The organism is Lactobacillus sp. M0390 (genome assembly GCF_016102085.1).
Taxonomy (GTDB): Bacteria; Bacillota; Bacilli; order Lactobacillales; family Lactobacillaceae; genus Lactobacillus; species Lactobacillus apis.
Window position 1 is genome coordinate 432,504 of sequence record NZ_JACFPH010000002.1, and the last position, 26,264, is coordinate 458,767.

General features: G+C 36.7%; 24 protein-coding genes and 1 pseudogene. 12 read left to right on the top strand and 13 right to left on the bottom strand.

Features of this window, described 5'->3' with window-relative positions:
- Window positions 1-133: 133 nt before the first annotated feature.
- The 3 genes and pseudogenes from H3R25_RS06045 to H3R25_RS06055 all read right to left on the bottom strand — a co-directional run bounded on the left by H3R25_RS06045 (window position 134) and on the right by H3R25_RS06055 (window position 4,862).
- Window positions 134-2,665, bottom strand: a pseudogene (locus tag H3R25_RS06045) (ATP-binding cassette domain-containing protein).
- Window positions 2,662-3,552 (bottom strand): alpha/beta hydrolase, encoded by an 891-nt coding sequence (locus tag H3R25_RS06050; RefSeq protein ID WP_198188143.1) that lies wholly within the window; start codon window positions 3,550-3,552, stop codon window positions 2,662-2,664. Before H3R25_RS06050 ends, H3R25_RS06045 begins: the two are co-directional and overlap by 4 nt.
- A complete protein-coding gene (locus H3R25_RS06055; RefSeq protein ID WP_198194595.1) occupies window positions 3,552-4,862 on the bottom strand; it encodes a PTS sugar transporter subunit IIC in 1,311 nt (436 codons plus the stop codon). Before H3R25_RS06055 ends, H3R25_RS06050 begins: the two co-directional genes overlap by 1 nt.
- Before the next feature lie 156 nt (window positions 4,863-5,018).
- Between H3R25_RS06055 and H3R25_RS06060 the strand changes: the two genes are divergently transcribed.
- On the top strand, window positions 5,019-5,246 hold the full coding sequence (locus H3R25_RS06060; protein WP_198194596.1) for a hypothetical protein: 228 nt from the start codon (window positions 5,019-5,021) through the stop codon (window positions 5,244-5,246).
- Window positions 5,247-5,363: 117 nt separating this feature from the next.
- Here the strand turns inward: H3R25_RS06060 and H3R25_RS06065 are convergent, their stop codons facing one another.
- The 9 genes from H3R25_RS06065 to H3R25_RS06105 all read right to left on the bottom strand — a co-directional run bounded on the left by H3R25_RS06065 (window position 5,364) and on the right by H3R25_RS06105 (window position 13,494).
- Complete coding sequence (locus H3R25_RS06065; protein WP_198194597.1) at window positions 5,364-6,455, bottom strand: Fic family protein; 1,092 nt, start codon at window positions 6,453-6,455, stop codon at window positions 5,364-5,366.
- Window positions 6,456-6,659: 204 nt separating this feature from the next.
- Window positions 6,660-7,358, bottom strand: coding sequence for a DUF975 family protein (locus tag H3R25_RS06070; RefSeq protein WP_198194598.1), 699 nt, complete (start codon window positions 7,356-7,358; stop codon window positions 6,660-6,662).
- Window positions 7,359-7,630: 272 nt separating this feature from the next.
- The gene (locus H3R25_RS06075; RefSeq protein WP_074426182.1) at window positions 7,631-8,581 is read right to left on the bottom strand and encodes a serine hydrolase; all 951 of its coding nucleotides are present in this window, start codon (window positions 8,579-8,581) and stop codon (window positions 7,631-7,633) included.
- Window positions 8,581-9,876 carry a D-alanyl-lipoteichoic acid biosynthesis protein DltD gene (gene dltD / locus H3R25_RS06080; RefSeq protein ID WP_198194599.1) on the bottom strand — a complete coding sequence of 432 codons (1,296 nt, stop codon included), beginning with the start codon at window positions 9,874-9,876 and terminating at the stop codon, window positions 8,581-8,583. The genes H3R25_RS06075 and dltD overlap by 1 nt, the downstream gene beginning before the upstream one ends.
- Window positions 9,869-10,108: a D-alanine--poly(phosphoribitol) ligase subunit DltC gene (gene dltC / locus H3R25_RS06085; protein ID WP_046308026.1), complete on the bottom strand. Its 240-nt coding sequence runs from the start codon at window positions 10,106-10,108 to the stop codon at window positions 9,869-9,871. Before dltC ends, dltD begins: the two co-directional genes overlap by 8 nt.
- A gap of 27 nt (window positions 10,109-10,135) precedes the next feature.
- Window positions 10,136-11,374 carry a D-alanyl-lipoteichoic acid biosynthesis protein DltB gene (gene dltB, locus H3R25_RS06090; RefSeq protein ID WP_187158215.1) on the bottom strand — a complete coding sequence of 413 codons (1,239 nt, stop codon included), beginning with the start codon at window positions 11,372-11,374 and terminating at the stop codon, window positions 10,136-10,138.
- Window positions 11,374-12,888, bottom strand: coding sequence for a D-alanine--poly(phosphoribitol) ligase subunit DltA (dltA, locus tag H3R25_RS06095; RefSeq protein WP_198194600.1), 1,515 nt, complete (start codon window positions 12,886-12,888; stop codon window positions 11,374-11,376). The genes dltB and dltA overlap by 1 nt, the downstream gene beginning before the upstream one ends.
- 11 nt (window positions 12,889-12,899) lie before the next feature.
- A complete protein-coding gene (locus tag H3R25_RS06100; RefSeq protein ID WP_046308033.1) occupies window positions 12,900-13,052 on the bottom strand; it encodes a teichoic acid D-Ala incorporation-associated protein DltX in 153 nt (50 codons plus the stop codon).
- Between the two features lie 130 nt (window positions 13,053-13,182).
- Window positions 13,183-13,494 (bottom strand): hypothetical protein, encoded by a 312-nt coding sequence (locus tag H3R25_RS06105; protein ID WP_198194601.1) that lies wholly within the window; start codon window positions 13,492-13,494, stop codon window positions 13,183-13,185.
- Window positions 13,495-14,065: 571 nt separating this feature from the next.
- On the opposite strand from H3R25_RS06105, the gene cbpB reads away from it, so the two are divergent.
- From cbpB to H3R25_RS06120, 3 genes are all read left to right on the top strand, one after another.
- On the top strand, window positions 14,066-14,545 hold the full coding sequence (cbpB, locus tag H3R25_RS06110) for a cyclic-di-AMP-binding protein CbpB (protein WP_109715996.1): 480 nt from the start codon (window positions 14,066-14,068) through the stop codon (window positions 14,543-14,545).
- Between the two features lie 289 nt (window positions 14,546-14,834).
- Window positions 14,835-15,383, top strand: coding sequence for a hypothetical protein (locus tag H3R25_RS06115; protein WP_109715997.1), 549 nt, complete (start codon window positions 14,835-14,837; stop codon window positions 15,381-15,383).
- Window positions 15,384-15,588: 205 nt separating this feature from the next.
- Window positions 15,589-17,457, top strand: coding sequence for a heavy metal translocating P-type ATPase (locus H3R25_RS06120; protein ID WP_198194602.1), 1,869 nt, complete (start codon window positions 15,589-15,591; stop codon window positions 17,455-17,457).
- Window positions 17,458-17,539: 82 nt separating this feature from the next.
- Here the strand turns inward: H3R25_RS06120 and H3R25_RS06125 are convergent, their stop codons facing one another.
- Window positions 17,540-18,217, bottom strand: a complete 678-nt coding sequence (locus tag H3R25_RS06125; RefSeq protein WP_198194603.1) for a CPBP family intramembrane glutamic endopeptidase — start codon at window positions 18,215-18,217, stop codon at window positions 17,540-17,542.
- Between the two features lie 257 nt (window positions 18,218-18,474).
- Between H3R25_RS06125 and H3R25_RS06130 the strand changes: the two genes are divergently transcribed.
- The 8 genes from H3R25_RS06130 to H3R25_RS06165 all read left to right on the top strand — a co-directional run bounded on the left by H3R25_RS06130 (window position 18,475) and on the right by H3R25_RS06165 (window position 26,063).
- Window positions 18,475-19,563, top strand: coding sequence for a YdcF family protein (locus H3R25_RS06130; protein WP_187158210.1), 1,089 nt, complete (start codon window positions 18,475-18,477; stop codon window positions 19,561-19,563).
- A 181-nt stretch (window positions 19,564-19,744) separates the two neighbouring features.
- Window positions 19,745-22,090 carry an ATP-binding cassette domain-containing protein gene (locus H3R25_RS06135; RefSeq protein ID WP_198194604.1) on the top strand — a complete coding sequence of 782 codons (2,346 nt, stop codon included), beginning with the start codon at window positions 19,745-19,747 and terminating at the stop codon, window positions 22,088-22,090.
- A 185-nt stretch (window positions 22,091-22,275) separates the two neighbouring features.
- Window positions 22,276-23,001: a glucosamine-6-phosphate deaminase gene (locus H3R25_RS06140; RefSeq protein ID WP_187158208.1), complete on the top strand. Its 726-nt coding sequence runs from the start codon at window positions 22,276-22,278 to the stop codon at window positions 22,999-23,001.
- A gap of 162 nt (window positions 23,002-23,163) precedes the next feature.
- Entirely contained in the window at window positions 23,164-23,718 is a 555-nt protein-coding gene (amaP, locus tag H3R25_RS06145) for an alkaline shock response membrane anchor protein AmaP (protein WP_162542528.1), read from the top strand.
- A gap of 11 nt (window positions 23,719-23,729) precedes the next feature.
- Entirely contained in the window at window positions 23,730-23,918 is a 189-nt protein-coding gene (locus tag H3R25_RS06150) for a DUF2273 domain-containing protein (protein WP_109716003.1), read from the top strand.
- A gap of 20 nt (window positions 23,919-23,938) precedes the next feature.
- Window positions 23,939-24,439, top strand: coding sequence for an Asp23/Gls24 family envelope stress response protein (locus H3R25_RS06155; protein WP_046308047.1), 501 nt, complete (start codon window positions 23,939-23,941; stop codon window positions 24,437-24,439).
- 275 nt (window positions 24,440-24,714) lie between these two features.
- Window positions 24,715-25,365, top strand: coding sequence for a deoxynucleoside kinase (locus H3R25_RS06160; RefSeq protein ID WP_198194605.1), 651 nt, complete (start codon window positions 24,715-24,717; stop codon window positions 25,363-25,365).
- 11 nt (window positions 25,366-25,376) lie between these two features.
- A complete protein-coding gene (locus tag H3R25_RS06165) occupies window positions 25,377-26,063 on the top strand; it encodes a deoxynucleoside kinase (protein ID WP_046308050.1) in 687 nt (228 codons plus the stop codon).
- Window positions 26,064-26,264 lie beyond the last annotated feature (201 nt).

The following is a 26,264-nucleotide window of genomic DNA, read 5'->3' on the forward strand; positions in this document are numbered from 1 at the left end:
ATATTCTAACAGGTTATCCACAGAATGCAACCTTTTTGCAAAACTTTTCCACATTTTATTTGTGAAATTTCTTTTGTAGCAAAAAACCTTGCAGTAATCGCGTTTACGACTACTACAAGGCCTAGACTTTGGTTTATTTTTGATATAAATTTATGTGCTCACGCAAATATTTTGCCGTTAAACTATCTTTTTGGTGTGAAATATCCACAGGTGTCCCACAGGCAATTATTTTTCCACCGTTCAATCCGCCACGCGGACCCATGTCAATCATATAATCACTATTGGCCATAATATCGAGGTCATGTGTAATTGTAATGATTGTTGCATGCTGGTCTAACAATTTTTGAAAAACCTGCAGCAACGTTCTAACGTCGCTTGGATGCAAACCCACGGTTGGCTCATCAAAAACAAAGAGGCTGCCCTTTTGTTGGCGGTGAATATGGCTGGTTAATTTCAATCGTTGTGCTTCTCCACCTGATAATGCTGGCGTTGATTCTCCTAAGTGAAGGTAACCTAACCCCATATCATGCAGAGTTTCAATCGTCTTAGCAATTTTGGGTTCATCCCCAAAAAGATTTTCCTTCAATGCATCATCAACTGAATAATCCAGCACGTCCGCAATACTTAAATCATGCCATTTAACCCTTAAAACATCTTGATTAAAACGGTGGCCGCCACATACAGAACATGTTTCCACCATGTCCGGTAAATACTGAATATCAAGTGAAATTACCCCAGTTCCACCACATGCCGGACATGCTCCTTCTTTATTATTATAAGAAAAATGGGAGGCACGATATTTCAATTCTTTAGCTAGTGGTTGCTGTGCAAATAACTTACGTAAGTTATCCATAATGTCTGTGTATGTTGCTACCGTGGAACGTTGGTTTTTACCAACAGGTGACGAGTCAACGCTGATTACATTTTTGATGCCATTGCTTGTAAGACTAGTCACCCACTCAGGTTTAGCACTGCCTTCTTTTTCAGCCTTTAGAGCTGGTAAAAGTGAGTCTAGAATCAAAGTCGTTTTTCCAGCACCGGAAAAACCTGTAACAGAAGTAAGGCGTCCAACTGGTATCTCAGCATGGACATCTTTCAAGTTGAAGCGCTTATTAACAGTTAAAGCAATCGTGCCATCTTTAAAAAGATCATCAGGTTTAGCACTTTTTCTTACATATAACGGTGCATCCCCAGTTAAATATTGCCCTATTAATGAAGTATTAGTTTGCTCAATTTCTTTCGGGGTTCCTTGCGCAATTATTTGACCACCTTCTGAACCCGAACCAGGACCAATTTCAATTATCCAATCAGCTGCCTCAATAATAGAAGTTTCATGGTCAACAACAACAAGCGAATTACCTTGGTTGACGAGCTCATGGAAGACCTCAATTAAGCCAGCAACATTATCTGGATGCAGTCCGACAGATGGCTCGTCCAAAACATAGAGCACTCCTGTCGTCTCTGTCCTCAAGGTCCGACCAAGCTGAATCCGTTGCAACTCACCAGTAGATAAGCTATTAGCTTGACGATCTAAGCTTAAGTAGTCTAGACCTAATTTTAGTAACGGTTTAACCTGATGCATCAGTTCACCAGTTAAGTTTTCAGCTAAATCATGCATGTCTGCTGGAAGCCATGCCATAATTTTCTTTAAATAGTCTGCTAACTCACCCAGCGTAAGTTGTTCGGCCTCGATAATGTTCTTCCCTGCCACCAACTGATTCCAGCGACTTGGATCAATCCGATAGCCGTGACAGCGTGGACAAGGCTTGAAACGATAAAAAGAGTTGATTCTTTCTAAACCACGTTCAGACTTAGTCGTTTTGCGTGAATTTGCGACAGCGTTATAGGCATTTTCATAAAGTGCGTCAAGGTGATAAACTCGCCCAGTCGAAGTTGGAATATCAACTGGTATTTTCCGTTCCTCACCGTGTAAAACAATTTCTTTTTCATCCTCGGACAATTCTTTATACGGAACATCTGTCCGAACACCTAGCTCACGGGCAATGCGTCACATCCAATTTCTTCCGGGGATTTGCCATGTGGCAACTGCGCCATTTTCCAATGATAGATTTTCATCTGCAATAATCTTATCATCGTCAATTTGTTCAACGGTTCCTAACCCCTGACACTTTTGACATGCACCATCTGAGTTAAAAGCAAAGTCTTCAGCACTAAAAGCATAAAACTGAACACCACAGGTTGGACAAGTAACACGTCCCATTGCCTCTCCAGTTAAGTCCATCGCTTCAGCAATTTTAATGGTTGGCGCTAATCTATGCCCATTAGGACATACAGGTGAGCCCAAGCGTGAAAAAATCAAACGTAGGACGTTAAAAACCTCTGTTACTGTGCCTACGGTTGACCGAACACCAGGAATAGTTGGGCGTTGGCGCAAAGCAAGTGCAGAAGGAATATGACGCACTTCATCAACCTGTGCCCTACCGACCTGACTAATCCGCCTTTTAGTATAAGCTGCAAGTGAATCGAGATAACGTCGTGCTCCCTCTGAATAAAGAATCCCCATTGCGAGACTCGATTTCCCTGAACCGCTCAAGCCTGAGATTGCCACGAATTTATGTAGTGGGATATCAACATTAATGTTCTTTAAGTTATTAACTTTGCCACCGATAACTTCAATCTTAGTTGGCTGTTCATGATATTTCATCGATTACTTCTCCTTCTTCTTGGCTTTAAATTTTTTTCTGGTCTCCCAGGTCTATCAGGTTTTTTTAGCAAATACTCCCGAATGGCTTGTATTACCTGTTTATTTTGTGGCAAATCCGAGTGGTCTGCCTTTTCGCCAGTGACCGTCATTGCCGTGTAAGATTTGACCTGTTTTTGAAAAATAAACTTACCTGCGGCAACACTAGTTTCTGGCACAATTCCATCCGATTCATAGCTTTTACCACCAGATAATGAGTAGACTTTCAAGTTTTCTGGAAGTGCTGTACGATTTTTAATAAAATCGGCTAGCATTTGTGTACGGTTATTGATGTTATTTTCAGTAAAATTATAAGGTGTTCCCAACGTCATCAACCGCTTAATCCTTACATCATCAGAATACTGCGCATAGTAGTGTTCTAACCAGTATGTCCAAATAAGACCACCATTTGAATGCCCAAACGCCTTAAAGTTATTAAATTTATAATTTTGCATCAAAGACGTAAAGGCAACGTCTAGCCAAAAAGCCTGTTTTTTTATATTGGCATAACCGTCTTTATTATTGGCAAAACCAATAATGATTATCGGTTCCTGATCATTCTTATTAATCGAACCACTATACGATAATTTTGCTTCACGTGAAACAGTAACTTTGAGAACACTATGCTCATTCATTGTCGTTTTGTTCAGCTGATCAATTAGTTCATTAAAGCGCTCAGTTGTGGCACTCGAGCCGGGTACCATGATGACTGGTGAAAGCAGCGAGCGACTACGCTCTGCGTGCGCATTATTCTCCTTTTCCATCCAATAATAACTGGGAATGGCAATCACTACTAACAACGCCACTAGCATCAGCAGCCATTTAAAATTAGGATTATTTCGTACCTGCATTAGAACTGTCTTCCTTTCCCAGCTTTTAACATTTCCTCAACCTGTTCATTAATTTTCATAATCGGCCACATGATACAAACATCGAGTACAAAAAGCGCAATAGTAAACCATAAAGTCCCCCAATTGCCATTAGTGCCAAAAAAGGAAAGCAACACTCCAGGCGTTCCTTTCAATATTGGATAAGCACATACTGGAATCATGTGTAAACTAATCGCTAGCCCAGCCAACGCCATATTAACCAATGGAATAATGACACTAGGTAGAACAAAGAGTGGATTAAGAATTACCGGCAAGCCCGCCGAAAAGCCCAAGCTTGAGCCAAACGCTACCGGTAACAAATTGATTTTTGCAATGGCAACATTGGCTTCATTGTTTTTCTTCGTGCGCCGCATAAGTAAAACAACAATAATTGCCAAAATCACACTGGCACCACCCATCGTGCCATATGTTTTGATTAAAGAACTGCCTAGAAATTTGTAAGGCACATTCCAAGAGCTACCGTTCTGAAACGCATAGGTTAAGTTTTCGGCTGTATATGCATTACTCGTTGTGCCGGAAAGTGCGTGAATTGGATAGCCAATCCCCATCCAGTTCAAGAGTGTTGTTATTGCCGACAAAAACAACACTTCTGCCAAATTATTAGTCGTTTGCATTCGACCAACTAATTCACTAAAGCTTGCCGTATCAAGCACCTTTATTTGTAACTCATAGCGAGCAATACCAAGCAAAATTCCAAAAGCAATGGATATCATAAATGGCAAGGTAGCATTCCAAACCCGTCGTCGTAGCCACTTCGTGTCCTCATTTTCCACTTGCTGATAATTTTTACCGCATAAATGAAAAATTTGCCCTACACCAAAGCCAACAAGCAACGCAATAAAAAGGGCATTTATTTGTAAAAAACCACCTGTAAAAGAGCCATGTCTTGGCCGACTATTGCTTGTTGCATATGAGCAGAAAAGCATAATTAAAACGGCAGCGATTCCCGACATTGTAGAATCTTTGTGGTAGATTCGCGCCGTGTAACGCGCCATAAAAAAACTGGCATAAATACCAAAAACTCCAAAAGTAACTTCAATCATGCCACGACAAACAAATGAGCCTGCATACCAAAAATGATCTGTCATAATCTTATCTAGGCCAAAGATATTATAAATTAGGCCATCTGGTGAGAAAATCAAATCATTAAAAAGATTAAAATATGTTCCAATCACAGCAATTGGCATTAACATCACCAGAGTTCTTTGCGCGGCGCGGAAAAATGACCACTGCCTGATTTTTAATATAGTTTTAGTAGATAAGTTAATCATTGAGCAAGTCCTACTTTGTTGTATCTCTTTGAATTAAAATATTACTCCAATTGTCTAAGGGCTTCAATTTTTTAAGTGTGGCAGCAAATGATCAATTTGCCGTCTTGTAACCTAGCGAAAATGTTATAATAGAAACGATTATTAGAAGGTGGAAAAATGAGTAGGAAAAAAATCGAATTAAATGGAAAAGTAGAAAAACTGGCAGAAAAGTATCTTCAGATTACCGGAACTGACTTAGATGACCTGACCAATGCTGCTTTGAAGGCTTACCTCATTGATCATTTAAATTCCAATCAAATCAAGGAAGCACTAAAGGATGCTGATGATATCAGTTCAGAATATGCGGGGAAATTGTTTAACCTTGATGATTTAAACAGATTCTAATTAATATCTATAAACTAAAAAGACAACTAAGCTGTAAATAATCAACTTAGTTGTCTTTTATTATGAATAAAGTCATGCTTAAGGATGTCCATTCTAAGACTACATTGTTCTATTATCTCAATACTTATTAATCTTCAAACCATATTTCGTTGCACGTGCGTTACCAAATTTCTCAATTTTGCCATCTTCTCGCAATTTTTTAAGCGCGCGACGAATTGTTATCTCACTGTACTGGGGAATGCTATTATTAATTTCCTTGATAGATAACGGCTGCAAGGCCTTTCTCAAAGTCTTCAAAACAAGTTTATCGACAGGTAAATCTGATTGATTAATAATACTCATTCGCTCATTAAATTCACGATAGTTTTCCAAAACTACACTTAAAAAATAATCCAAGAATGGTAAATAATCATTGGTATTATCCATCCAACCGACCGAGCTCTCTTTTAAAACTCGATAGTATTCTGACTTAGTATCTTCTATAGATTTTTCAATACTAACATATTTTCCTACGTCAAAGCCTGCTTTATACATTGTCAGCAACATCAACAAACGCGACATTCGGCCATTACCATCTCGAAACGGATGAATCGACACGAAGTCAAAAACAAATGCTCCCGATAAAATCAATGGAGAAAATCTATTAGTATTAGCCTGTAAAGCTTGATTATAAGAATCACACAGCTCCTGTACCAACCGCGGTGTAAGAAGTGCAGATGGTGGATTAAATCTAGCTTCTCGCCGTCCGTCAGAATATTCAGTAATAATTTGGTTATCACTATCTTTAAATTGTCCGCCCCAAGTGCTATCAGTATAAGCGAATAATCTTTTATGTAAATCTAAAATTGAATTAGAATTTATCGGTATATAATCATATTGCTCATGAATTAGTTCCAATACATTACGATAGCCTGAGATTTCTTGCTCACTTCTATTCCTAGGATCGGTCTTTTTTTCCATAATTTTGTTAAGTCGCTCATTAGTGGTATAGATTCCTTCAATTCTATTAGATGCACTAGTACTCTGAACTTTAGCAACTTCAACTAATCTATTTAAAGTATCGCGATAATTAGTTTCATAACTGTCTGTTTTTCCGCTAAGGTTGTAAATCTGCGTTAGTTTGTTTATTAATGTGTTTGTATATTTAAAATTATTGAGTTTTTGATAATCAAACTTCTTAATCGCCATCACCCACTTTATCTTGCTCATCCCATTAATATCTTGATCATTTTATCCTAAATGATCAAGATATTCAAAAGATGATTATGATACTTTGCATTACTACTCTTTTTTCCTTAAAAAACCACCTAAGTAAAATTACTTAAGTGGCTTTCTTAGCAGATACTCTATTATTATCTGCGGTTTATTCTAACTAATATAGTTATTTCTGCATTACATGCCTAATTTTTAGCCTTAATTACTGAATTGATCACCTGCTAAGTTACGATAAAAATTGGCTTTAGTGGTTGAAATATAGGGAACTAACCAGAGATAGCCAATTCCAAGCGTAATGATGCCGAGCAGGTACCAAGGAATGAAACTTAAGTCTAAGACAAACAGTTCCCACTTATGGCCCTTCATCAACTGACGACTTGCAGTAATAGCAGTAGTAGCGTGTACTTCTTTTCCACTGGCTACCATATCATTAACAATGTATGGTGTTAATGCGTAAGAGTATGATTTAACAATCCCAGGGATGATTAACAACAGCGTCCAAAGCCATTGAAAAATGTAGCTTAAAAAATAATTAAGAAACTCAGGAACAAAGCGGCCATCAGTGAAAACAGCGAAAAGCCCCTTAATATAGCCCATTTTTTCGCCATGAATGAAGTGGAGAAACACAAGTGGAAAACTAACAAAAAAGAACCCACTTAAAATGTCTAGGACATCTTCGCCAAGCGCACGAGCCCAGCCATTAGGAGCAAGAATAGAAACAATGGATGCGCCTCCCATAACATCATTAACGCCATTGGTAGTTTGAAGCGACCGGTTAACACTAGGCACTAAAAAGATAATATAGACGACGGTAAAAATAAGCGTCACTAAAACAGCCCAACCCCAATTGTGTCGAAGCTGATTTTTGGCCTCCGTTTTTAGTTCTGCTCTGGTCATTATTTTATCCCCTTTATGATTTACTGTTATTGATATATTTAATTATATTCTACTCTTTTTTTCATCTGTTAGCAAAAGGCATCAAAAAAGCCTAGTTCCACCAACATCGGAACTAAGCTCACACAGTGTTTGTGCCGCCATTACTGACCACATATAGAAATATTATATTTTCGCTACCGGAGAAAACTCGTACTTCTTCTCTGGCGACACAACAAAATTTTAGCATGCAATTAACTAAAAAACAAGATACGGCAGATTATATTTTCACAGCCTTACTTGCTTTCAAGCAGTTGGCGCATGACTTGATTGACTGACTTTTTCAACTTATCGAACTCGTTTTTGCGTGTGCGATTCGACTGAATAATGATCATCGTTTTGGCATCATTTGTGGTACGCATAAAAGTATAATAGCCTTCACCTGCGCCATTGGCCAGTTTAGTCTTCTGCTTGTCATTGTGATATAAGCCACCATTATAGTAACTTGGCGGTTGTGCATCATAGAGAAGCTTACGACTCCTCTTAGTTAACAAGTTACCTGTTAAGACGTAGCGAATTGCCTTTGCCAAATCCTGATTGGACATTACAACTGAGCCTGCACCAAGTTCATTATGCGCATCCCGCAGAGCTGCTTCGTGCTTGATAATATCATAATGCCCATTACGATAAAAGAACCCGGGCACTAGTCCGCTTTTCAAAATACGATGTGGCTTTGACCACAAGAATTCTGTATGCTTCAGCTTTAGCGGCTCAACGTAAGTTTCATGGAATAACTGTTCATAACTCTTATTGGTCACCTTAGTAATAATTCCGCATAGATAGACATAATTAAGTGAACTATAATGCCATTTTCCTAACAACTTAGGGTCAAAAACAGTCTTTTTCACATCGCAGGCAATATTGTCTTGGTCTGAAACAAAGTGTTTTCTACCAAGTTTGGCACCCGGCTTGAGGTTCAAACCTGCTCGCATTGCCAACAAGTGCTCAATTTTGATTTTTTTCGCACCTGGAATCTCCGGATAAAACTTGCTCAATCGGTCTTGTAAGCTTAGCTTACCATCTTGAACCAATCTCATCACCATGGCCGCAGTTAGCGACTTTTGTGCTGAATTAATTAAGTAACTAGTGTCAGTAGTATTGCTATCAGCATAATTGAGTAAAATCTTACCCTTTCTGATGACCAAAACTGAACCCTTGATGCCTAAAGCATCAATTTGCTGGCGCACTATTTTCCTTTTAAGCTGTAGTTTACTGGACTCTTATCCGTTGAACCAATCTTGTGCGGTTCCTTTTGCCACTTTTTAGTGTAGAAATAATCATGAATGTTGTAGTTATAACGGCCATTAGGGCGTTGCATAAACGGCTTGACCGCTTGATCAACTGCAACCCAACCGCGCCAGCCAAGGTGAATGGTATCTTCCATGAAGTACTTTTCACCACCATGCCTTGAGAGGTCTTCTACATTATTGAAGCCTTGACTTGCCAATTGATACTTAATTTTTGATACAGATTTTTGGTACATCTCTTCTGATAAACCGGTATATTCTGACCACTTTTGATTAATTGGTGGAATGATAAATAGCACATTAGTATGCTGCTTAGCAAATTGCTGCAACATCAACTCAAAATCACTGTATTCAACTGACTTGGTATAGTCAAAGTCACGCTGACTATCCTTCAACTTCATTAAGTTTCGCTTGTTTAAGCGCGTTTTAAAGAAACGATTATTGATTCCAAACGAATTTGAATTGGTATTCTTAGCAGCCTCTTGGTCTGCTACCTCATTCAAGCCTTTAACTGAATATGTGTCTGGTAATAGTTTGGCCCGCGTATTAATCTTCTTAATCCGGTCACGTAACTGGAATGTACTGAAAAACTTATCTTCGTTATTAAGTACACGCCGCTGATTTTCAAGGATAAAACGTTGCGCATCAGTCAATTCTTCACCAGCTGCTACTCGCTTCATCCCTCGCTTAATGGTGCCCTTAACTTCAGGCATTGCCAAAAAGCGCTTGGCAGCATAACGGCTGGAAACACTATCCTTCTTAATACCTAGTAAAAAATTGCAGGCTTGTAAAGGCGAATAGTAAAGCGCAAAGGCATCGGGGTTTTGCCCCATTTTGGTAAACCATTGCGGTGAAATAATCACTACCGCTTTTTTGTCCTTGAGCTCGTCTGCTGTTCCTTGCATCCCTAAAAATTGAGCCAGTGACTGACTACCAGGTCCCCCTAATAGGAAAGGACGATAGTTTCGCTGGTACTTTTGGGCAATTACACTAGGGTGAAGTGGATCAAGACGCGATAATTCACTAGAACCATAAAATGGTACATAACCATTTTCAAATGCATCCTGCTTCATTAACGAGCCCTTAAAAACCGTCGTTGTTTGTGAATTGGCGGCCTGGTAAATCGAGTCCCGTGAAAAAGTACGTTCCCAAGGTAATAGGAAGATAACCAGTAACAAGATAAAAGCGCAAAGAACTGGGCCAAAAATCTGCCACAGTCGGCGTTTGTTACTCATTTTCTAAACTTTCCACCTTTGCAACAATTTTGCTTGGTGTATCCCATTCTTCACGATCAAATTCAGAAACAGGTACATCAATTTCAAATTTTTCCTGTAAGTTTAACAGCATTTGTACACTAGCCATTGAATCCATTAGGCCGTTGGCAAAAATGTTTTCGTCCATTTTATCTGATAAGTCTTCACCAGTTAAATCTTGTAAAATTGCTAAAACTTCTTCTTTGGTATTCATAATTAAATCTCCTTAAATAACTTTTTACTACATCCAGCCAAACCATAACTGGCTAAGGAAGCCGGAAAAGATCAAAAAGCTGAAACAAACAACGTTAAATGTAACAAAAATTGACAAGCACTTGGTAAATTTGTTTGATGGCAGTTTATCTTTATGCTTCTTTTTATATCTAATCCAGTAATCATTAATAATGATTGCAATCGCATGGAACAAACCATAAACAATGTAGTACCAAGTCAGTCCATGCCAGAAGCCCATTACTAAAAACAGAAGTAAATAGGCTACTTGCGAAAGTCTAACTGGATTTTTGAACAGTTTTTTCTTCATTGCAAAGAAAGTGAAGCGCATGTAAATGTAGTCACGGAACCAAAATGATAGCGTCATGTGCCAACGGTTCCAGAACTCTTTAATGTTCTGTGACAGAAACGGCTTGTTAAAGTTCATTGGTGTGTGAATACCCATAAAATAGGAAATTGACACAGCAAATAGTGAATAGCCCGCAAAGTCAAAGAACAAATACATGCTGTAACAGTACATGTAAGCTAGTAGCCACCATGACAGCTTCAGCCCACCATTCGCAGTACCAGCAATTAGTGCCATCCGCGAAATGCGCGGTAACCAGTAAGTGCCAAAGAACCAGCCTAAGACAAACTTATATAAAAATCCTTGGAACAGGTAACGTGTTGCCAAGCCCAAATCATTCACATATTGATCACGCTTAGGGGCAATATCACATTCTTTAGCAAAGCGCCGGTAACGGTCAATTGGACCTGATGAAAACGTTGGAAAGAATAGTAGAAAACGTAGATAGGTACCAAGATTTACCTCTTTAATGGCACCGTCACGTATTTCCATAATTACTTGAACGGTTTTAAACGTAATGTACGAAATCCCTAAAAATGCTAATACACCCGGTATTTTTGCTTTTGGAAAAGCCGTTTGTACTTTTACCATTATTAAGGGAACAATTGATAGGAAAACAGCCAGGTAAAAGACCCACGTTTTATTTTTACCCTTTTTACGATAATAGAGATAACAATATGTAATTACTAGCTCGATTAACAGGTAAATAATTAAACTAACACCTTGTTGCCATTTATCTGCATCAAAGACAAGAAATAAGAAAACAACTGAAAAGATGCATTCATAGATCTTAAAACGATGCCCATGATATAGGCCTAAAATAATTGGAATTAGTCCAATCATTAGGTAAATAAAGTAGTGGGGATTTGCGTAAGGCTGTAAATTAATGAAGTTAAAATTCACTACTTATTAACCTCCTCAATCACAGCTTTAATGTCAACCTTACCGTTTTGTGATACCGGCAATTTTTCCCGATAAACATAGCGCTGCGGAATCATGTAAGGCATCAGGTTCTCAGCTAAATCAGCGCGAATCATTTTGGTGATTTCTTCTTCTGAATACTGCTCTTTGACGCCATCTTTTAGTTCAACTTCAGCCACAATTTGTTTAACAGTGTGATCTTTGCTATATTTCGGTGCGGCAACTCCATGGCTTACTAACTTGTTTTTACCCAAATAAAAGTTAATTTCCTCAAGCTCAATTCGGTAACCGTTAAATTTGATTTGAAAATCAATTCTGCCACGGTAAAATAACATTTCGCCGTCAAAGAAACCCTCATCACCTGAACGGTGACTTGCATATTGATCAGCAGGATCTTTAAAGAATGCCTTTGCCGTTTTTTCAGGGTTATTTAGATAACCCTTTGATGTGCTTGGCCCTTCGATGACAATTTCGCCTTGGTTAGGCTGATCGCCCTTTGATTTGTCAATGGTAATTCTAGTATCTTCCTTGACTTTACCAATTGGCAAACGATCATATTTAGCCAAAATTTCATCGGTAATTTCCACTTGCGTTACTGCAACTGTTGTTTCAGTTGGGCCGTAGGTGTTGAAAACTTTTGCATTTGGAAACTTCTGTTTTAGCAGCTTGGCTTCTGTATGTGGCAGTTCTTCCCCACAGAACAGAAAATGCGTAAGATCTGGATGATGTTCACCATCAAATGTTTTGTCCAAAAAGCACATCTGGGCAAATGAAGGCGTTGAGACCCAAACGTTAAATTGCAATTTAGGCATTGTCGCAAATAGTTGGGCAAAGTTTTCTGTAACATCATGCGGCAGAACCACTAACTTACCAGCACCAACTAGTGCTGGGTAGAGGCTCATGACAGAAAGATCAAAGGAATATGGTGCCTGTGATAAGAAACTTGGATGGTCCGGCAAAGCAAAGTCAGTCATTTCCCAGTTAATAAAGCTGAGTAAGTTATTATGACTAATTTGAACACCTTTTGGCTTCCCACTGGTTCCCGATGTAAAGATGATATAAAAATTATCGTCTCCCTCAACAAATTGCTCGACATCAGGGGTAAAGTCACCATTTTTGACTTCATCTGGCTTGATAACTTGCATTGGTGGAAGAGTAATATCAGGAAGCTGATCAATCGCAATAATTGCTTCTGCTTCAGAGACTTCCTGGATAGTTAAGATTCGATCCGCATTGGAATAGCTGGCAATTGGAATATAAGCATGCCCTGCTTTAACGCAGCCTAAAAAGCTAGCAATCATTTCAAATGTTTGGCCACCCCAGATCATTATTGGGCTACCTGGAGAAAGACCTAGTTGGTTAATTTGATATGCCCATGCATCCGAGCGTTTTTTCAGATCACCGTAAGTATTGGTTTGACCAAGATAGTCATACGCAATACGATTCGGTTCGTTTAAGGCAATTTCATCAATCTTTTTTATTACATCTTTAATCATTGTTTACCACCTTAAAATTCGTTGTAAATAAAGTGAACCGAAGTTAGGCCGCTATATTGATATAAATAAATTAATACCATTAAGATAGCACAATAAATGATTGTCGTTAAAACAAATTTGCCAATTTGTTGCGCCCGCGAAGTTTTTCTTTCTTTTTTAACCATATATCTTCATTCTCTTTCAACAGTTATTATTTCAGCATTACAATACTATATCAAATATAGTACTACTGTTTTAAAAGGATAATACACCATTAAGAAGTTTTTTACAAAATTTAAATAAATTTTACAGATGCTAGTGCTTATTTAGTTTTCGACTAGCATTGTATGCAAACCATAAAGTAAAAAAGTCAATTACACTGACAAAAATAATTGCAAACATCATTAATTTGAAAATGTTATCTGGATTCTGCCAGCGCTCGCTATCAGCAGTAGTTAAAATATAAACTGCAAAGATGACGATTAAAAAGACTTCTATTAAAAAGAGATACTGGTGGCCGATCATTATTCTAAATAGATAAAGCCATGCGGCTGCTGGTAATAGGCAAAGCCAGCCTGATACACGTAGCCAAAAAACGATTTTTTTACGAGCTGATTGTTCTTTCATATTTCCCCTTGAATTCTAGTTAAATCTGACTAATTAATAAAACTTTTTCTAATTATAGCAATGCGCCTTTTGACAAACAATTTTTTGCAAATCAGAAATTTTATGCTATTTTTTGCTTTCGTCATACTTTTTTCACATTTACTAGCTATACTAAAGCTGTGATATGAGATAGAAGAGATTCCATCTCATATCATACTCAACTTTTTGTTTTTCATTCATACTCCTCCAAGTATAAATAATGAAAAAACTTGAAATGACCTTTACGGTCGTTTTCATATCTATCCCTTTCGACTCACGTGCATTACGTGAGTTTTTCTATGCCTTTAAAACTTCTAAAGGAATTCTTTACTATTTCATAAGATATTTTGTAACTTTACTTCATATTTATGGGTTAGTATTCTAAATGTAGTAAGTAATAGCAGCTTACTACATACTCCCACTTTTTTATTTCATTCATTCTTACTCCTTCAAAGTAGATGAAAACTAACAGGCTCGCATAATTTGCGGGCCTTTTTCCTTTGCTGTAGGATATTTTTATACGACAACTATTCACTAACGAAAGGCATATTACATGTTTTCACCATCTATTCAACGTTTATTAGAAGATAAATCCGGCTCATTCATTATTCCTGCATCGCGTATTGCATTTGTGGAAGATGATAATCCTCTCTACCATGCATTTATGATATTGACACGTGTCAAATATTCAAAAATTCCGGTGCTTGACAATAAGAATCGTGTTGTTGGTCTGTTAAGTCTCGCCATGATTACCGATAAAATGATGGTAACCGACAAAATTACGCTTGATCCTTTAACAGAATTAAAGGTAAAAGACGTCATGCAAACAAATTTTGACAAAATTAATTTTGCCCAAACAACACTTGAAACCCAGCTGCATTTACTGGTCGATAATGCATTTCTGCCAGTAGTAGACGACTATGGTGTTTTCCAAGGTTTATTAACACGCCGCGAGTGGATTAAGGCATTTAATTACGTTGCTCATAATTATGAAAAGAAATATCAAGTTAAACAAATTGATGACAAAAATTAAGTCACTAACGTTATTTTATTTATTGAAATTATTTTAAGCTTTTTTTACCATTTTTATTTAAACTGTAATATAATTATCTTATTGAGAATATATTATTATCACTGCTTGTCTATATGCTATAAAAATTAGTACATTTTATGTTATCTATACGCTTATTTGTGTATTTATATACATATTTATAACTATAATTGCTGCTTTCGCTAGTTATTTTATTTAATAACAATTTACTAATTATATAAATGCGATTTGCGCAATTATTCTTTTATTAATCAGAATGGAAGATACTAAAATGACAAATAAAACTATTTCTGAGCAATTAGCATTTTTAGTCAAGGCTATTATCGAAAATGGTACCTACCCAGGGGGCTTAGAACTATCAGAAAAAGAGCGACACGACCTAGCCGAACAATTAAAAAAAATGGCAGAAAATTCAAGTGATCTAAAGGACGCCAGAGTGATTACCGATGCCTTTTATAAAGATCGAGTGGTTAAACACTTTCGGTCAATGGATACTAATTTCTCTTGGGTTTTAGAAATTTTGGAACACGAACTTGTTTCTGCAAGCCGTTTAAAGAAACTACTACTTGATTTGGCACACGAAGAGCATTTTTCAGAAAATGGTATTAAGAAAATCAACCAATACTTTGAGGAATCAACTGATCACGGTGATAACGATAATTTCGTTACCCTCTCATCAACAGATGTAATCGATTCGATTGAGCGTACTAAAACTTTTACGCTTGATGAAAAACCAAAAAGGGAAAATGTTCATAAATCCGATAAAGATGATAAAACTGAAGATCCTAATGACAATATCATTAATTTAAAGGACTATTAGTTTAAAGCTAAACTATTTCGCTTCAATGCATTGGCAACCAGTAGCATACTCTACTATTTACCATGAATTATGAAATAGGTTTAGCTTTTTTCTTTGCCAAATAAAAATTTTTAAACAAAGTTGTTTAGACTTATTCTAATTTAAAAAAATTAGTGTTAAAATCTAAAGACATAAAGTTATATTTTTATATTGAGAGGAACAAACTATGAGTTTTAAGCAACAGTGGAAATTTATCCTTGTCCTTTTTATTGGTTTAATTGGGCTTGTCTGCCAATTTGGTATTCATACCAAAAGCCTTTTTCAAATCGGTAATCTACAATTTCCCTTCGAAGCTATCCTGATAGATGTAATCGGAATAGCAATGGCACTTTCCTTACTCCTTGAAATCATCAATGATTTTAGGTCAGGACGATATGGTGTTGATATTTTAGCTGTTATTGCCGTTGTTTCAACCATTTTAATTGGTGACATCTGGGCAGAATGGATGATTCTAGTAATGATGACTGGTGGTGAAACGCTTGAAAATTACGCTACCGGACAAGCAGACAAAGAGCTTCGTTCATTACTAAGTAATTCTCCAACCACGGCTAACAAAATTGTCGGAAATGAATTGGTTTCAGTTGACGTTAATCAGTTGGAAATCAATGATCAAGTTTTAATCAAACCCGGTGAACAGGTTCCTGTTGATGGTAAAGTGATTGACGGTGCATCAAGCTTTGATCAATCATCACTTACAGGTGAGTCAGTCCCAGTTCAAAAAAATGTTGGAGACGACTTAATGTCTGGTTCAATTAATGGCGATGTTGCCGTTAAAATGGTTGTTACTAAAAAGGCGAGTGACTCAGAATATCAAACAATTGTTTCACTTGTTGAATCTTCACAAGCTAAACCAGCTAAATTCGTTAAAATGGCCGATCGCTATGCCGTACCATTTACAGCTATCTCTTTGGCTATCGGTATTGCTGCTTGGATTCACTCAGGAAACCCAATTAATTTTGCGGAAGTAATGGTTGTTGCCTCCCCTTGCCCACTCTTAATTTCCGCTCCAGTTGCACTCGTTTCAGGGATGAGTTCAATGTCAAAGCATCATATTATTGTTAAATCTGGTCCGACAATCGAAAAACTTGCAACTGCTAAAACCTTTGCATTTGACAAAACTGGTACATTAACAGAAAACAAACTTGTAATCGACCAAATCGTACCCGCAGAGAATAGTGATTTTTCAGCTGAAACTTTACAAAGCTATGCTACAAGTGTTGAACAACAATCCAGCCATATCATTGCTGATTCACTCGTTAGTGTAACAGACAAGAAAATGCTAAAACCGGCTACTAATATTAAAGAAACAACAAGTCAAGGGGTTAGTGGAACAGTTGATGGTCATGAAGTCAAAGTTGGTAAATTAGGTTTTGTCACTTCTGAAAAACACGCAAAATCGGTTAACTCTACTGCGATTTATATCTCAATTGATGGACAATACGCTGGCTACATTACTTTTAAAGACCAGGTACGTCCTGAAAGTGCTGAAACAGTTGCTCGTTTAAGACGTCAAAGTGATGCACATATGATTATGCTAACTGGTGACCATGAAGATGTTGCCAATCAAATTGGTCAAACAGTTGGTATTAAAGATATTCGCTCTAATTTGTTGCCAACACAAAAAATAGAAGCAATTAAAGATGTAACTAAGGATAATCGCCCTGTAGTTATGACCGGTGATGGAATTAACGACGCTCCTAGTCTAACAGCTGCTGATGTTGGGATTGCGATGGGGGCCAAAGGTGCATCTGCAGCAAGTGAAAGTGCAGACGCCATTATTATGGTTAATGATTTATCCAAAATTAATGACGCCGTTGCAATTTCGAAACACACAATGAAGGTAGCAAACGTTGATGTTTTGACTGCTATCACGATTGTTATTCTTATCGAGTTAGTTGCATTCACTGGTGTTATTCCAGCATTCTGGGGCGCGATCTTACAAGAAGTTGTTGATATGATTTCAATCAGTTTAGCTCTTTTAGCCAAAACTAAGCCTAAAAATCCTAAACAAACAGGTCTTGTTGCTAAAGAATAGTTTGACTAAAAACTAATACATACTTACTACTAAAGCAAAAAAAGAAAGGTTTTTAACCTTTCTTTTTTATTTCTTCCATTATTTAGAGAAAACCAAGTGAATTATACAGCATATGGGCAATAATTGAGTAACGCAAATCCTTTGTCTGGGTATAAATCCATGCAAGTACACATCCAAGCGCCCAATAAACAAAAATATACTTAGTAAAGCCCGAATCGTGAAGGACGGCAAATAGAAAACCACTAAATACTATTCCTACCCACCTATTTAAAGGAGTCTCCTTTGCAAAAAAAGTGTTGAACACCATACCCCGAAAAATGGTCTCTTCAAAAATTGGTGCTATCAAAACAATCATGGGCTTATAAAAATCACCTGCCTGTCGCGCCAATGCATCTAGCGCTGACTGATTAGCTGATGTTGTCTTAGTACTAAGTCCCAATGCAGCCTGAACAGCTATGTTAACCAGTACCAGTAAGATGGCACCGATAAAAGAAAGCAAAAGGCGATGCCAATCCCAATGAGATTTCCTATTAAACCCCCAATCATTTTCGTTTTTTAATTGTCTGCGATACATTCCATAAACAATTAATATGCCAATAATAGTGAATAAGATAGTTATGGCAATAAAGAGCTTACTATCCAAATGATATTTTCGTTGTAGTTTAAATGGATAAAAATAAAGCAGTTGAATGAGTGAATAGATAAAAAATGACACAATAATTGTCACAATATTACCCAGGAAATAAAAAAATCTCTTCATTAGTATTTTCTTCCTTCATACATTAAGTGGTGGTGATTTTCAGACTTTAACTACTAATATTATCATATACTGACGTTAATATCTTATCATTAGGTCACCTTAGATAGATTCGATGCAGTTTTTTTGTATACCAGAATATTTCCTAGGGAATATTTTTTCAAAGTGAACACAACGTGTATTTTGCTCTAGTCAATTACTATGACTTTTAACCTAGCTAATCTATAATAAGGTTAGAATATATCTTGTAGGAGGAAAATATGTCTAACTTTGTTCAATTTTTTACTCAAAACAAGCCATTTATTTATTTGTCGCTAATTGTTTTGGCTTCTTTAGCCCTTTTTTTACTTTCATGGCTTAAAGAACCACGCCGTTTACTTAATGGCATATTATTCACAATTTTTCTTCTCTTGCTTGGTGTCTGGTTAACTGTTGCCGTTCTTTCAACTAGTTTGCGGCCATTGATTCTAACCTACGAAGTCATTATCGTGTTGATAATTGCCATAATTACGTTAGTAACCACCTTTTCCTGGCTTTTCTTTTTGTGGAATGCTTACTTTGTCTGGAAAAGAGAAGCACATACGCTATCAAATTTATTGACGCTCTTCATTGGTATTGCACTACTTGTTTCTTGGTTAATTATTTTTATTGCACCATTTAGCAAACTGCCTTCCTGGCAAAAGACCTTAATATATACACCTTCTGCAGTAGTAAACTACCTATTATTAGTCGCTTATAACTTTCTTATTAACCTAGCACTTTACCAATTTGTACCACGTCAATATAATCAAGACTACCTCATTGTTTTAGGGGCTGGCTTAGCAAAAGGTGAGACTGTTACCCCGCTTCTTGCTAGTCGCATTAATCGAGCAATTCAATATGCGCAAAAACAGGTCGACAAAGGAAGGAAAATGCCAAAATTAATTATGTCTGGTGGTCAAGGAGGAGATGAAAAGATTCCGGAAGCCAAAGCAATGGCCGAATACGCAATCGGTCGTGGTATTAGTCCTGAATCTATCTTATTAGAAGATAAATCAAAAAATACTTACCAAAATATGCAATTTTCAGCCAAAGTAGCAGCAAAAGACTTTGGCGGCGAAAAATATCGTGCCAAATTCTTCAGTAATAACTACCATATTTTTCGTGCCGCTTTATTTGCTAAAGCAGCTGGGCTGAATGCAAACGGAGTTGGTTCATACACAAGATTTTATTTCTTGCCCAATGCAATCGTTCGCGAATTTGCAGCTATTTTAGTTACCAATAAAAAGCGTCATATCATAGTTATTAGCTTAATAATTCTTTTCTTCCTAGTATATGCACTATTGCAATATACTAAAATCGCACAATAGCTCAGATAAGAAGTCTCTAATTTGTTTAAGAGACTTTTTTAATTGCTAAATTAAAAATTTTCAAAATGAGGATGGCTTTTTTTAACTAATTGGCTTAATATAATAAGAATTTTAGTGTTACTTATTTATAAGTGCTAAATTATTTTTTATGAATTAATAAAAAGGAAAAGAGAAATAACTCATGCTTCAATTAAAAAACCTGCGTAAGTCTTACCACGTTGGTGATACTACGACTAAGGCGTTGGACGATGTCTCAATTTCGTTTCGCAATCAAGAATTTGTCGCAATTCTAGGCCCCAGTGGTTCTGGTAAAACGACAATGTTAAACGTTATTGGTGGACTAGATCGTTACGATAGCGGTGATCTAATCATTAATGGTAAATCCACTAAGAACTTCAAAGAAACTGATTGGGACGCATATCGTAATAACTCGGTTGGCTTCGTTTTTCAAAATTACAATCTAATCTCACACCTATCAATCATTGCTAACGTTGAATTAGGAATGAACTTATCTGGTGTTCCTGCTTCAGAAAGACACCAACGTGCAGTTGATGCTTTAACACAAGTCGGCTTAAAAGATCACATTTCGAAAAATCCTAACCAACTATCTGGTGGGCAAATGCAGCGTGTAGCAATTGCTCGTGCCTTAGCAAATGATCCTGATATTTTACTTTGTGACGAGCCAACTGGTGCTCTCGATACCGAGACTTCTGAACAAATCATGAAGCTAATTCAGAACTTGTCAAAAGATCGCTTAGTAGTCATGGTCACACACAACCCAGAACTAGCAAAGGAGTACGCAACTAGGATTGTTAATTTCCAAGACGGTAAAATTTTAGATGATTCAAATCCATTCACACCAAAAGATGAAAAAGACACATTTAACTTAAAACGTACAAAGATGTCTTATTGGAATGCTATCAAGTTAAGTTTTACCAATATTATGACCAAAAAGGGTCGTACAACTTTAACAGCTTTTGCTTCAAGTATCGGTATCATTTCCATTGCCATCGTTTTATCGCTATCCAATGGTTTTCAGAAGCAAATTGATACTACGATGAGTAAGGCACTTGCCAAATATCCTGTTACAATCTCGCAAACGGCCACGGACGTTAATAGTATCAGTGACCGTGATGATTCAGAAAAGAACGTTAAAAATCGTGGTTATTTAACTGCTAAAAAGGATAAATTGCAGCAATCGGCACATAAAAATAAAATTACACAAAAATACGTCGATTACGTAAAGAAGATTAATCCTGAATATGCTAACAATATTTCTTATCAAGTTGGTGTTAACCTCAATTTAATTGGTAAGGAAAATGGTAAGGTTAAGCCCGTTCAATTTTCACCGCTACCTGCTGGCACGGCTGCTTCTCAAGCGTACGAGCAAATGCAGTCTCAAGCAGCAAGCATGTCCTTTATGGGTTCAACTGTCTTTCCAACCTCATTAGATAAGAAAAAAGGTAACTTCTTAAAGGATAACTACCAATTACTATCTGGTGCTTGGCCGTCGAAACCAACTGATTTAGTTATGGTCGTTGATAACAAGAACTCCCTTAACATTAACATTCTGAAAAACCTGGGCATTAAAGTTAAGGCAGATGAGAAACTTAATTTTAATAAGTTAATTGGTAAAGAATTCAAAGTAGTCGACAATAATGACTATTATCAAGAACTGCCTACTGGTATGTTTGTGCCACAAAAACCTAACCAGGCAATGTACAACAATAGCAAAATCAAGTTACGCATTGTTAGTGTAATAAGACCAAAGAATAAGGATTCAATGGCTCTATTATCAAGCGGAATTGCATATAGTGATCGTTTGGCTGTTAAGGTTATCAAGCAGAACCAAAATTCTGCTATTGTAAAGGCACAAAAGAAATCTGACCGTAATGTAATGACTGGTCAAAACATGAATGGCAATGCTAAAAAGCTGATGATGCAATCGATTGGTGGTTCTTCTCTTCCTGCCGGTATTATGATTTATCCAAATGATTTTGATTCAAAAGATAAAGTCTTAGATTACCTTGATCAATGGAATAAGGGTAAAAAGAAACAAGATAAAATCATCTACACTGACATGTCGAGTGCCGTTACCTCTATGACAGGTGGTTTGTTAAGTGGTATCACGGCTGTATTAATTGCCTTTGCAGCAATCTCACTTGTCACTTCAATGATTATGATTGGTATCTTAACTTACACTTCAGTTTTGGAGCGAACAAAAGAAATTGGTATTTTAAAGGCCTTAGGTGCTCGTAAGAAAGACATCACACGCGTCTTTGATGCAGAAACATTTATCCTTGGTATATTCTCGGGTATCTTAGGTGTAGTAATTGCTCAACTACTCATCTTCCCTATCAACAGCATTTTATATTCAATGACTGACTTAGCAAATGTTGCTCAATTAAATCCTGTACACGCCTTGATTTTAATTGTCATTTCTACTATCTTAACTATGCTAGGTGGACATCTTCCTGCAAGAATGGCAGCTAAGAAAGATGCCGCAATTGCACTAAGAAGTGAATAGTCGCTAATTTCATTTAATTAGTCTCAAATAATGTTACATGTGAAACAAACATTATTTGAGACTTTTTTGTTATCAAAATTGGCCTTAGTTAAAAACGCGTCAGCAGTAAAAAATTTTAACAAAGCTAATTGACAAATTGGCATATACCAATTTATAATGAATTTAACTTAATTGGAGGCTCAACTATGAAAATTATCATTACAAACAACAAAGAAAACGGTAGTACTGAAGGCTTTAAGCTATTTAAAAAGAGCATTGACAATGGTGCTAAGGTAATCGGCTTAGCAACTGGCTCTACCCCTGTAGCTCTATACAACGAATGGACTCAAAGTGACCTTGATAATAGCAATCTTATTAGTATCAACCTTGATGAATATACTGGTTTAACTCCTGATAATGATCAAAGTTACCACTACTTTATGCAAAAAAATCTTTTTGACAAGAAGCCATTCAAGAAATCATATATTCCAGACGGTATTAAAGCCATTAATGACCCTCAAGGTGCTTCTGATGACTACAACAAGATCATTGAAGAAAACCCAATTGATATTCAATTATTAGGTCTTGGTCAAAATGGTCATATTGCTTTTAATGAACCAGGTACTTCTTTTGACTCTGTTACTCACGAAGTCAAGTTAACTGAGAGCACTATTCAAGCTAATTCACGCTTTTTCAGCAATATTGATGATGTGCCAAAATCAGCAATTTGTATGGGAATTGCTAACATCATGAGTGCAAAGGAAATCGTTATTATGGCTTTTGGTGAAAATAAAGCTGATGCCGTTAAGAAAATGGTCGAAGGTCCTGTAACTGAAGACGTTCCTGCTTCCGTTTTACAAAATCACTCTAATGTCACATTAATTATTGACGATGCTGCTGCAAGCAAGCTCAGTGAAGAATCAAAGAACTAATTAGACAACTTAACTAACAGATTAAAAACGATGCAAACTTGCATCGTTTTTTTGTGCCACTAATATTTCGTATTAGCGCTGTATATAAACAGGTGCATATCACTAACGCTAACAAAATAATCCGTATTATGATTAGGTTAGAGCATGAGAGGATGTGATAAATTGAAACGAAGTAAAAAATGGTTACTGGTAGTTTTTCTGCTTTTACTACTGCCTCTGCCAATTTATCTCTTATGGGAAACTAGTGGCTTTTGGCAAAAGTATTTAAGGCTTAGCATCCCCAAATTGGGTACATTAAATCCTATTTTCGAATGGTATCTAATCGGTGCTAGTGCCATTGTTCTTTTGGCTTTAATCATTAGTTTATTAATCATTCTATTCTGGCCAGTTCAGCGCTACTTCACCTTAATTCATAAGCGCGATGGACAAGTCAGAGTTAATAGTAAGGCGATTAACGGTTACGTCATGAATTCTTTATCTGAATTACCTTTTATTAATAAGGCAAAAGTTGATTCTAAGCTTACTAATCATAAAATCAAAATCAGGATTAGTGGTAATTTAGGACATGGCGACAACGTTAACGCTGTTCTTGAGCAATACCTTGAAGAGCTTAAAGGTAATCTTAGTCAACTTTTGGGAATCGAGCAGAAACCAAAAATCAAAATTAAGTTTGTTAACTATCAAAACTCTGATAAGCCCGAGACACGCGTTCAATAAAGGAGGCAAAAATGAATAAAATTTTGCAGGAACACCTCCCAGAAATATGCGGTGCAGTAATCGGCTTGTTACTAGCATTTTGTTTTTTGGGATTAGGCTTTTTTAAAACTATTTTTGTCATTGTGTTACTAGCATTAGGCTTTCTAGCTGGGCATTATTGGCCCCTGTTAAAAAGCTTGGTAAGTAAACAACAACACTAAATGAAAGGAATTGAATTATTATGGTACAAAATAACAACAACTCAAAACAAGAAGTTAAAGGCGACTTAACATATGACTCTAAAGTAATCCAAAAGATTGTCGGCATTGCTTTGGCAGACGTTAAAGGACTATTAACTGTTAATGGCGGCTTCTTCTCTAACTTAGCTGATAAGATTGTTAACAGTGATGACGTAACTAATGGTGTTAACGTCGAAGTCGGTAAAAAGCAAGTTGCTGTCGACATTGAAATCGTTGCAGAATACGGTACTGACATTCCTAAACTTTATGACGAAATTAGACAAAAGATTTATGACAAGGTTAAAGAAATGACAGGCTTAGATACTGTTGAAGTTAACGTCACAGTAGTTGATATCAAGACCAAGGAAGAGCATGAAAAGGACTCTGTCAGCTTGCAAGATCGTCTAACCGGTGCCACTCAAGACGCCAAAGAAAAGATTGACGAACAAAAAGATAAGGCTGAAGATAAAAAAGAAGAAAAGAAAGAAGATCGTGTTAAGTAGCGCATCTTAACCAATCTATTCAAAAAGTGAAGTGTTTCAAACTATGCACTTCACTTTTTGTTTTACCTTAGTTTCACGTGTAACAATCCTTAAATCTTTTTATCTTGAAAATATATATTTACATATCTTTATCAAACTATAAGCAAATTTTTTAGTCTGCACTATGCAAAATCACTTGACATTTTTGCCTCAATGCAAATTAAATTTCTTCTTGTTTACCACTATATCTCGTATTAAACTAGATATTAATCTATATATTGTATTTAAGAAAGAGCGTGATTCAAGTTATTGTTTTAAGCGGGCCTATTGGAGCCGGTAAATCCAGTTTAACCAGTATTTTAGCTGAACATTTAGGAACTCAAGCCTTTTATGAAGGCGTTGATAGTAATCCGGTTCTTCCTTTATATTACCAGGACATGAAACGGTACACTTTTTTACTTAACATCTATCTACTTAACCACCGGTTAGCGCAAATCAATCAAGCAGTTAAAGAGAAAAACAGTGTTTCTGACCGTTCTATTTACGAAGATGCCCTCTTTTTCCAAATGAATGCGGAAAGCAACGTCGCTGATCCTACCGAATTTAAGATTTACGACAGTTTACTTGAAAACATGATGGAAGATACCCCAGGAAATCCTAGTAAAAAACCTGATCTCTTGATTTATATCCGTGTGTCACTAGATACCATGCTAAAACGAATCGAGAAGCGTGGTCGGTCTTATGAGCAAATCTCGACTGATCCCAGTCTGAAAGATTATTATGCACGCTTAATTCGCTATTATGAGCCTTGGTACGAAAAGTATGATGCCTCACCTAAGATTGTAATTGACGGTGATAAGTATGACTTTATCGGTGATGAAGGTGCTAAAAAGGAAGTTTTAAGCCAGATAGATAGCAAGCTGCGTGAAATTGGCAGTCTAGAATAAGAAGGAACGTGATGACAGTTATTGTTTTAAGTGGCCCTATTGGAGCCGGTAAATCCAGTTTAACCAGTATTTTAGCCAAATATTTAGGAACTAAGCCATTTTACGAAAGTGTTGACGATAATCCAGTCTTACCACTTTTTTACGCTGATCCTAAAAAGTATGCGTTTCTGCTTCAGGTGTTTTTCCTTAATACACGTTTTCGCAGCATTAAGGACGCATTAACCGACGATAATAACGTGCTTGATCGTTCTATCTATGAAGATGCACTCTTCTTCCAAATGAATGCCGATATTGGACGTGCAACTAAAGAAGAAGTTGACACTTACTATGAGCTTTTAAACAATATGATGAATGAGCTCAAAAATATGCCAAAAAAGAACCCTGATTTGCTCGTCCATATCAATGTTTCATACGAGACGATGCTTAAACGTATTCAAAAGCGTGGTCGCCCGTACGAACAGCTTAGTTATGATTCAACGCTTGAAGATTATTACAAACGACTATTACGTTATTATAAGCCTTGGTATGAAAAATATGATTATTCACCTAAAATGGAAATTAATGGTGATGAGCTTGATTTTATGACCAATGAACATGATCGTGAGATTGTTTTAAATCAAATTGTCGATAAATTAAAAGAGATTGGTAAATTACCTGAATCATGGGATAAGCCAACCAAGGTCGAACTCGATGCATAATCAGTAAAGCAATCAACTTGCATATTGTAGTGAAAAGCCGTTTTTAGATATTTAGTCTAAAAAACGGCTTTTTGTTTTGTTAAATTTCTTGCTGAGCAGTCTAAAATAACTTTTTACACTATTACCATTTTATTATTAAAAAAATATGTGCTATTCTGTCATAAATGTAATTTTTTGCTCATTATTTCAGTTTACGCTTTA

Excerpts from the sequence above, each read along its gene's own strand:
- H3R25_RS06050 (WP_198188143.1), bottom strand. The coding sequence starts at position 3,552 with ATGCAGGTACGAAATAATCCTAATTTTAAATGGCTGCTGATGCTAGTG.
- H3R25_RS06055 (WP_198194595.1), bottom strand. The coding sequence starts at position 4,862 with ATGATTAACTTATCTACTAAAACTATATTAAAAATCAGGCAGTGGTCA.
- H3R25_RS06060 (WP_198194596.1), top strand. The coding sequence starts at position 5,019 with ATGAGTAGGAAAAAAATCGAATTAAATGGAAAAGTAGAAAAACTGGCA.
- H3R25_RS06065 (WP_198194597.1), bottom strand. The coding sequence starts at position 6,455 with ATGAGCAAGATAAAGTGGGTGATGGCGATTAAGAAGTTTGATTATCAA.
- H3R25_RS06070 (WP_198194598.1), bottom strand. The coding sequence starts at position 7,358 with ATGACCAGAGCAGAACTAAAAACGGAGGCCAAAAATCAGCTTCGACAC.
- dltD (WP_198194599.1), bottom strand. The coding sequence starts at position 9,876 with ATGAGTAACAAACGCCGACTGTGGCAGATTTTTGGCCCAGTTCTTTGC.
- dltC (WP_046308026.1), bottom strand. The coding sequence starts at position 10,108 with ATGAATACCAAAGAAGAAGTTTTAGCAATTTTACAAGATTTAACTGGT.
- dltA (WP_198194600.1), bottom strand. The coding sequence starts at position 12,888 with ATGATTAAAGATGTAATAAAAAAGATTGATGAAATTGCCTTAAACGAA.
- H3R25_RS06100 (WP_046308033.1), bottom strand. The coding sequence starts at position 13,052 with ATGGTTAAAAAAGAAAGAAAAACTTCGCGGGCGCAACAAATTGGCAAA.
- H3R25_RS06105 (WP_198194601.1), bottom strand. The coding sequence starts at position 13,494 with ATGAAAGAACAATCAGCTCGTAAAAAAATCGTTTTTTGGCTACGTGTA.
- cbpB (WP_109715996.1), top strand. The coding sequence starts at position 14,066 with ATGTTTTCACCATCTATTCAACGTTTATTAGAAGATAAATCCGGCTCA.
- H3R25_RS06115 (WP_109715997.1), top strand. The coding sequence starts at position 14,835 with ATGACAAATAAAACTATTTCTGAGCAATTAGCATTTTTAGTCAAGGCT.
- H3R25_RS06120 (WP_198194602.1), top strand. The coding sequence starts at position 15,589 with ATGAGTTTTAAGCAACAGTGGAAATTTATCCTTGTCCTTTTTATTGGT.
- H3R25_RS06125 (WP_198194603.1), bottom strand. The coding sequence starts at position 18,217 with ATGAAGAGATTTTTTTATTTCCTGGGTAATATTGTGACAATTATTGTG.
- H3R25_RS06130 (WP_187158210.1), top strand. The coding sequence starts at position 18,475 with ATGTCTAACTTTGTTCAATTTTTTACTCAAAACAAGCCATTTATTTAT.
- H3R25_RS06135 (WP_198194604.1), top strand. The coding sequence starts at position 19,745 with ATGCTTCAATTAAAAAACCTGCGTAAGTCTTACCACGTTGGTGATACT.
- H3R25_RS06140 (WP_187158208.1), top strand. The coding sequence starts at position 22,276 with ATGAAAATTATCATTACAAACAACAAAGAAAACGGTAGTACTGAAGGC.
- H3R25_RS06150 (WP_109716003.1), top strand. The coding sequence starts at position 23,730 with ATGAATAAAATTTTGCAGGAACACCTCCCAGAAATATGCGGTGCAGTA.
- H3R25_RS06155 (WP_046308047.1), top strand. The coding sequence starts at position 23,939 with ATGGTACAAAATAACAACAACTCAAAACAAGAAGTTAAAGGCGACTTA.
- H3R25_RS06165 (WP_046308050.1), top strand. The coding sequence starts at position 25,377 with ATGACAGTTATTGTTTTAAGTGGCCCTATTGGAGCCGGTAAATCCAGT.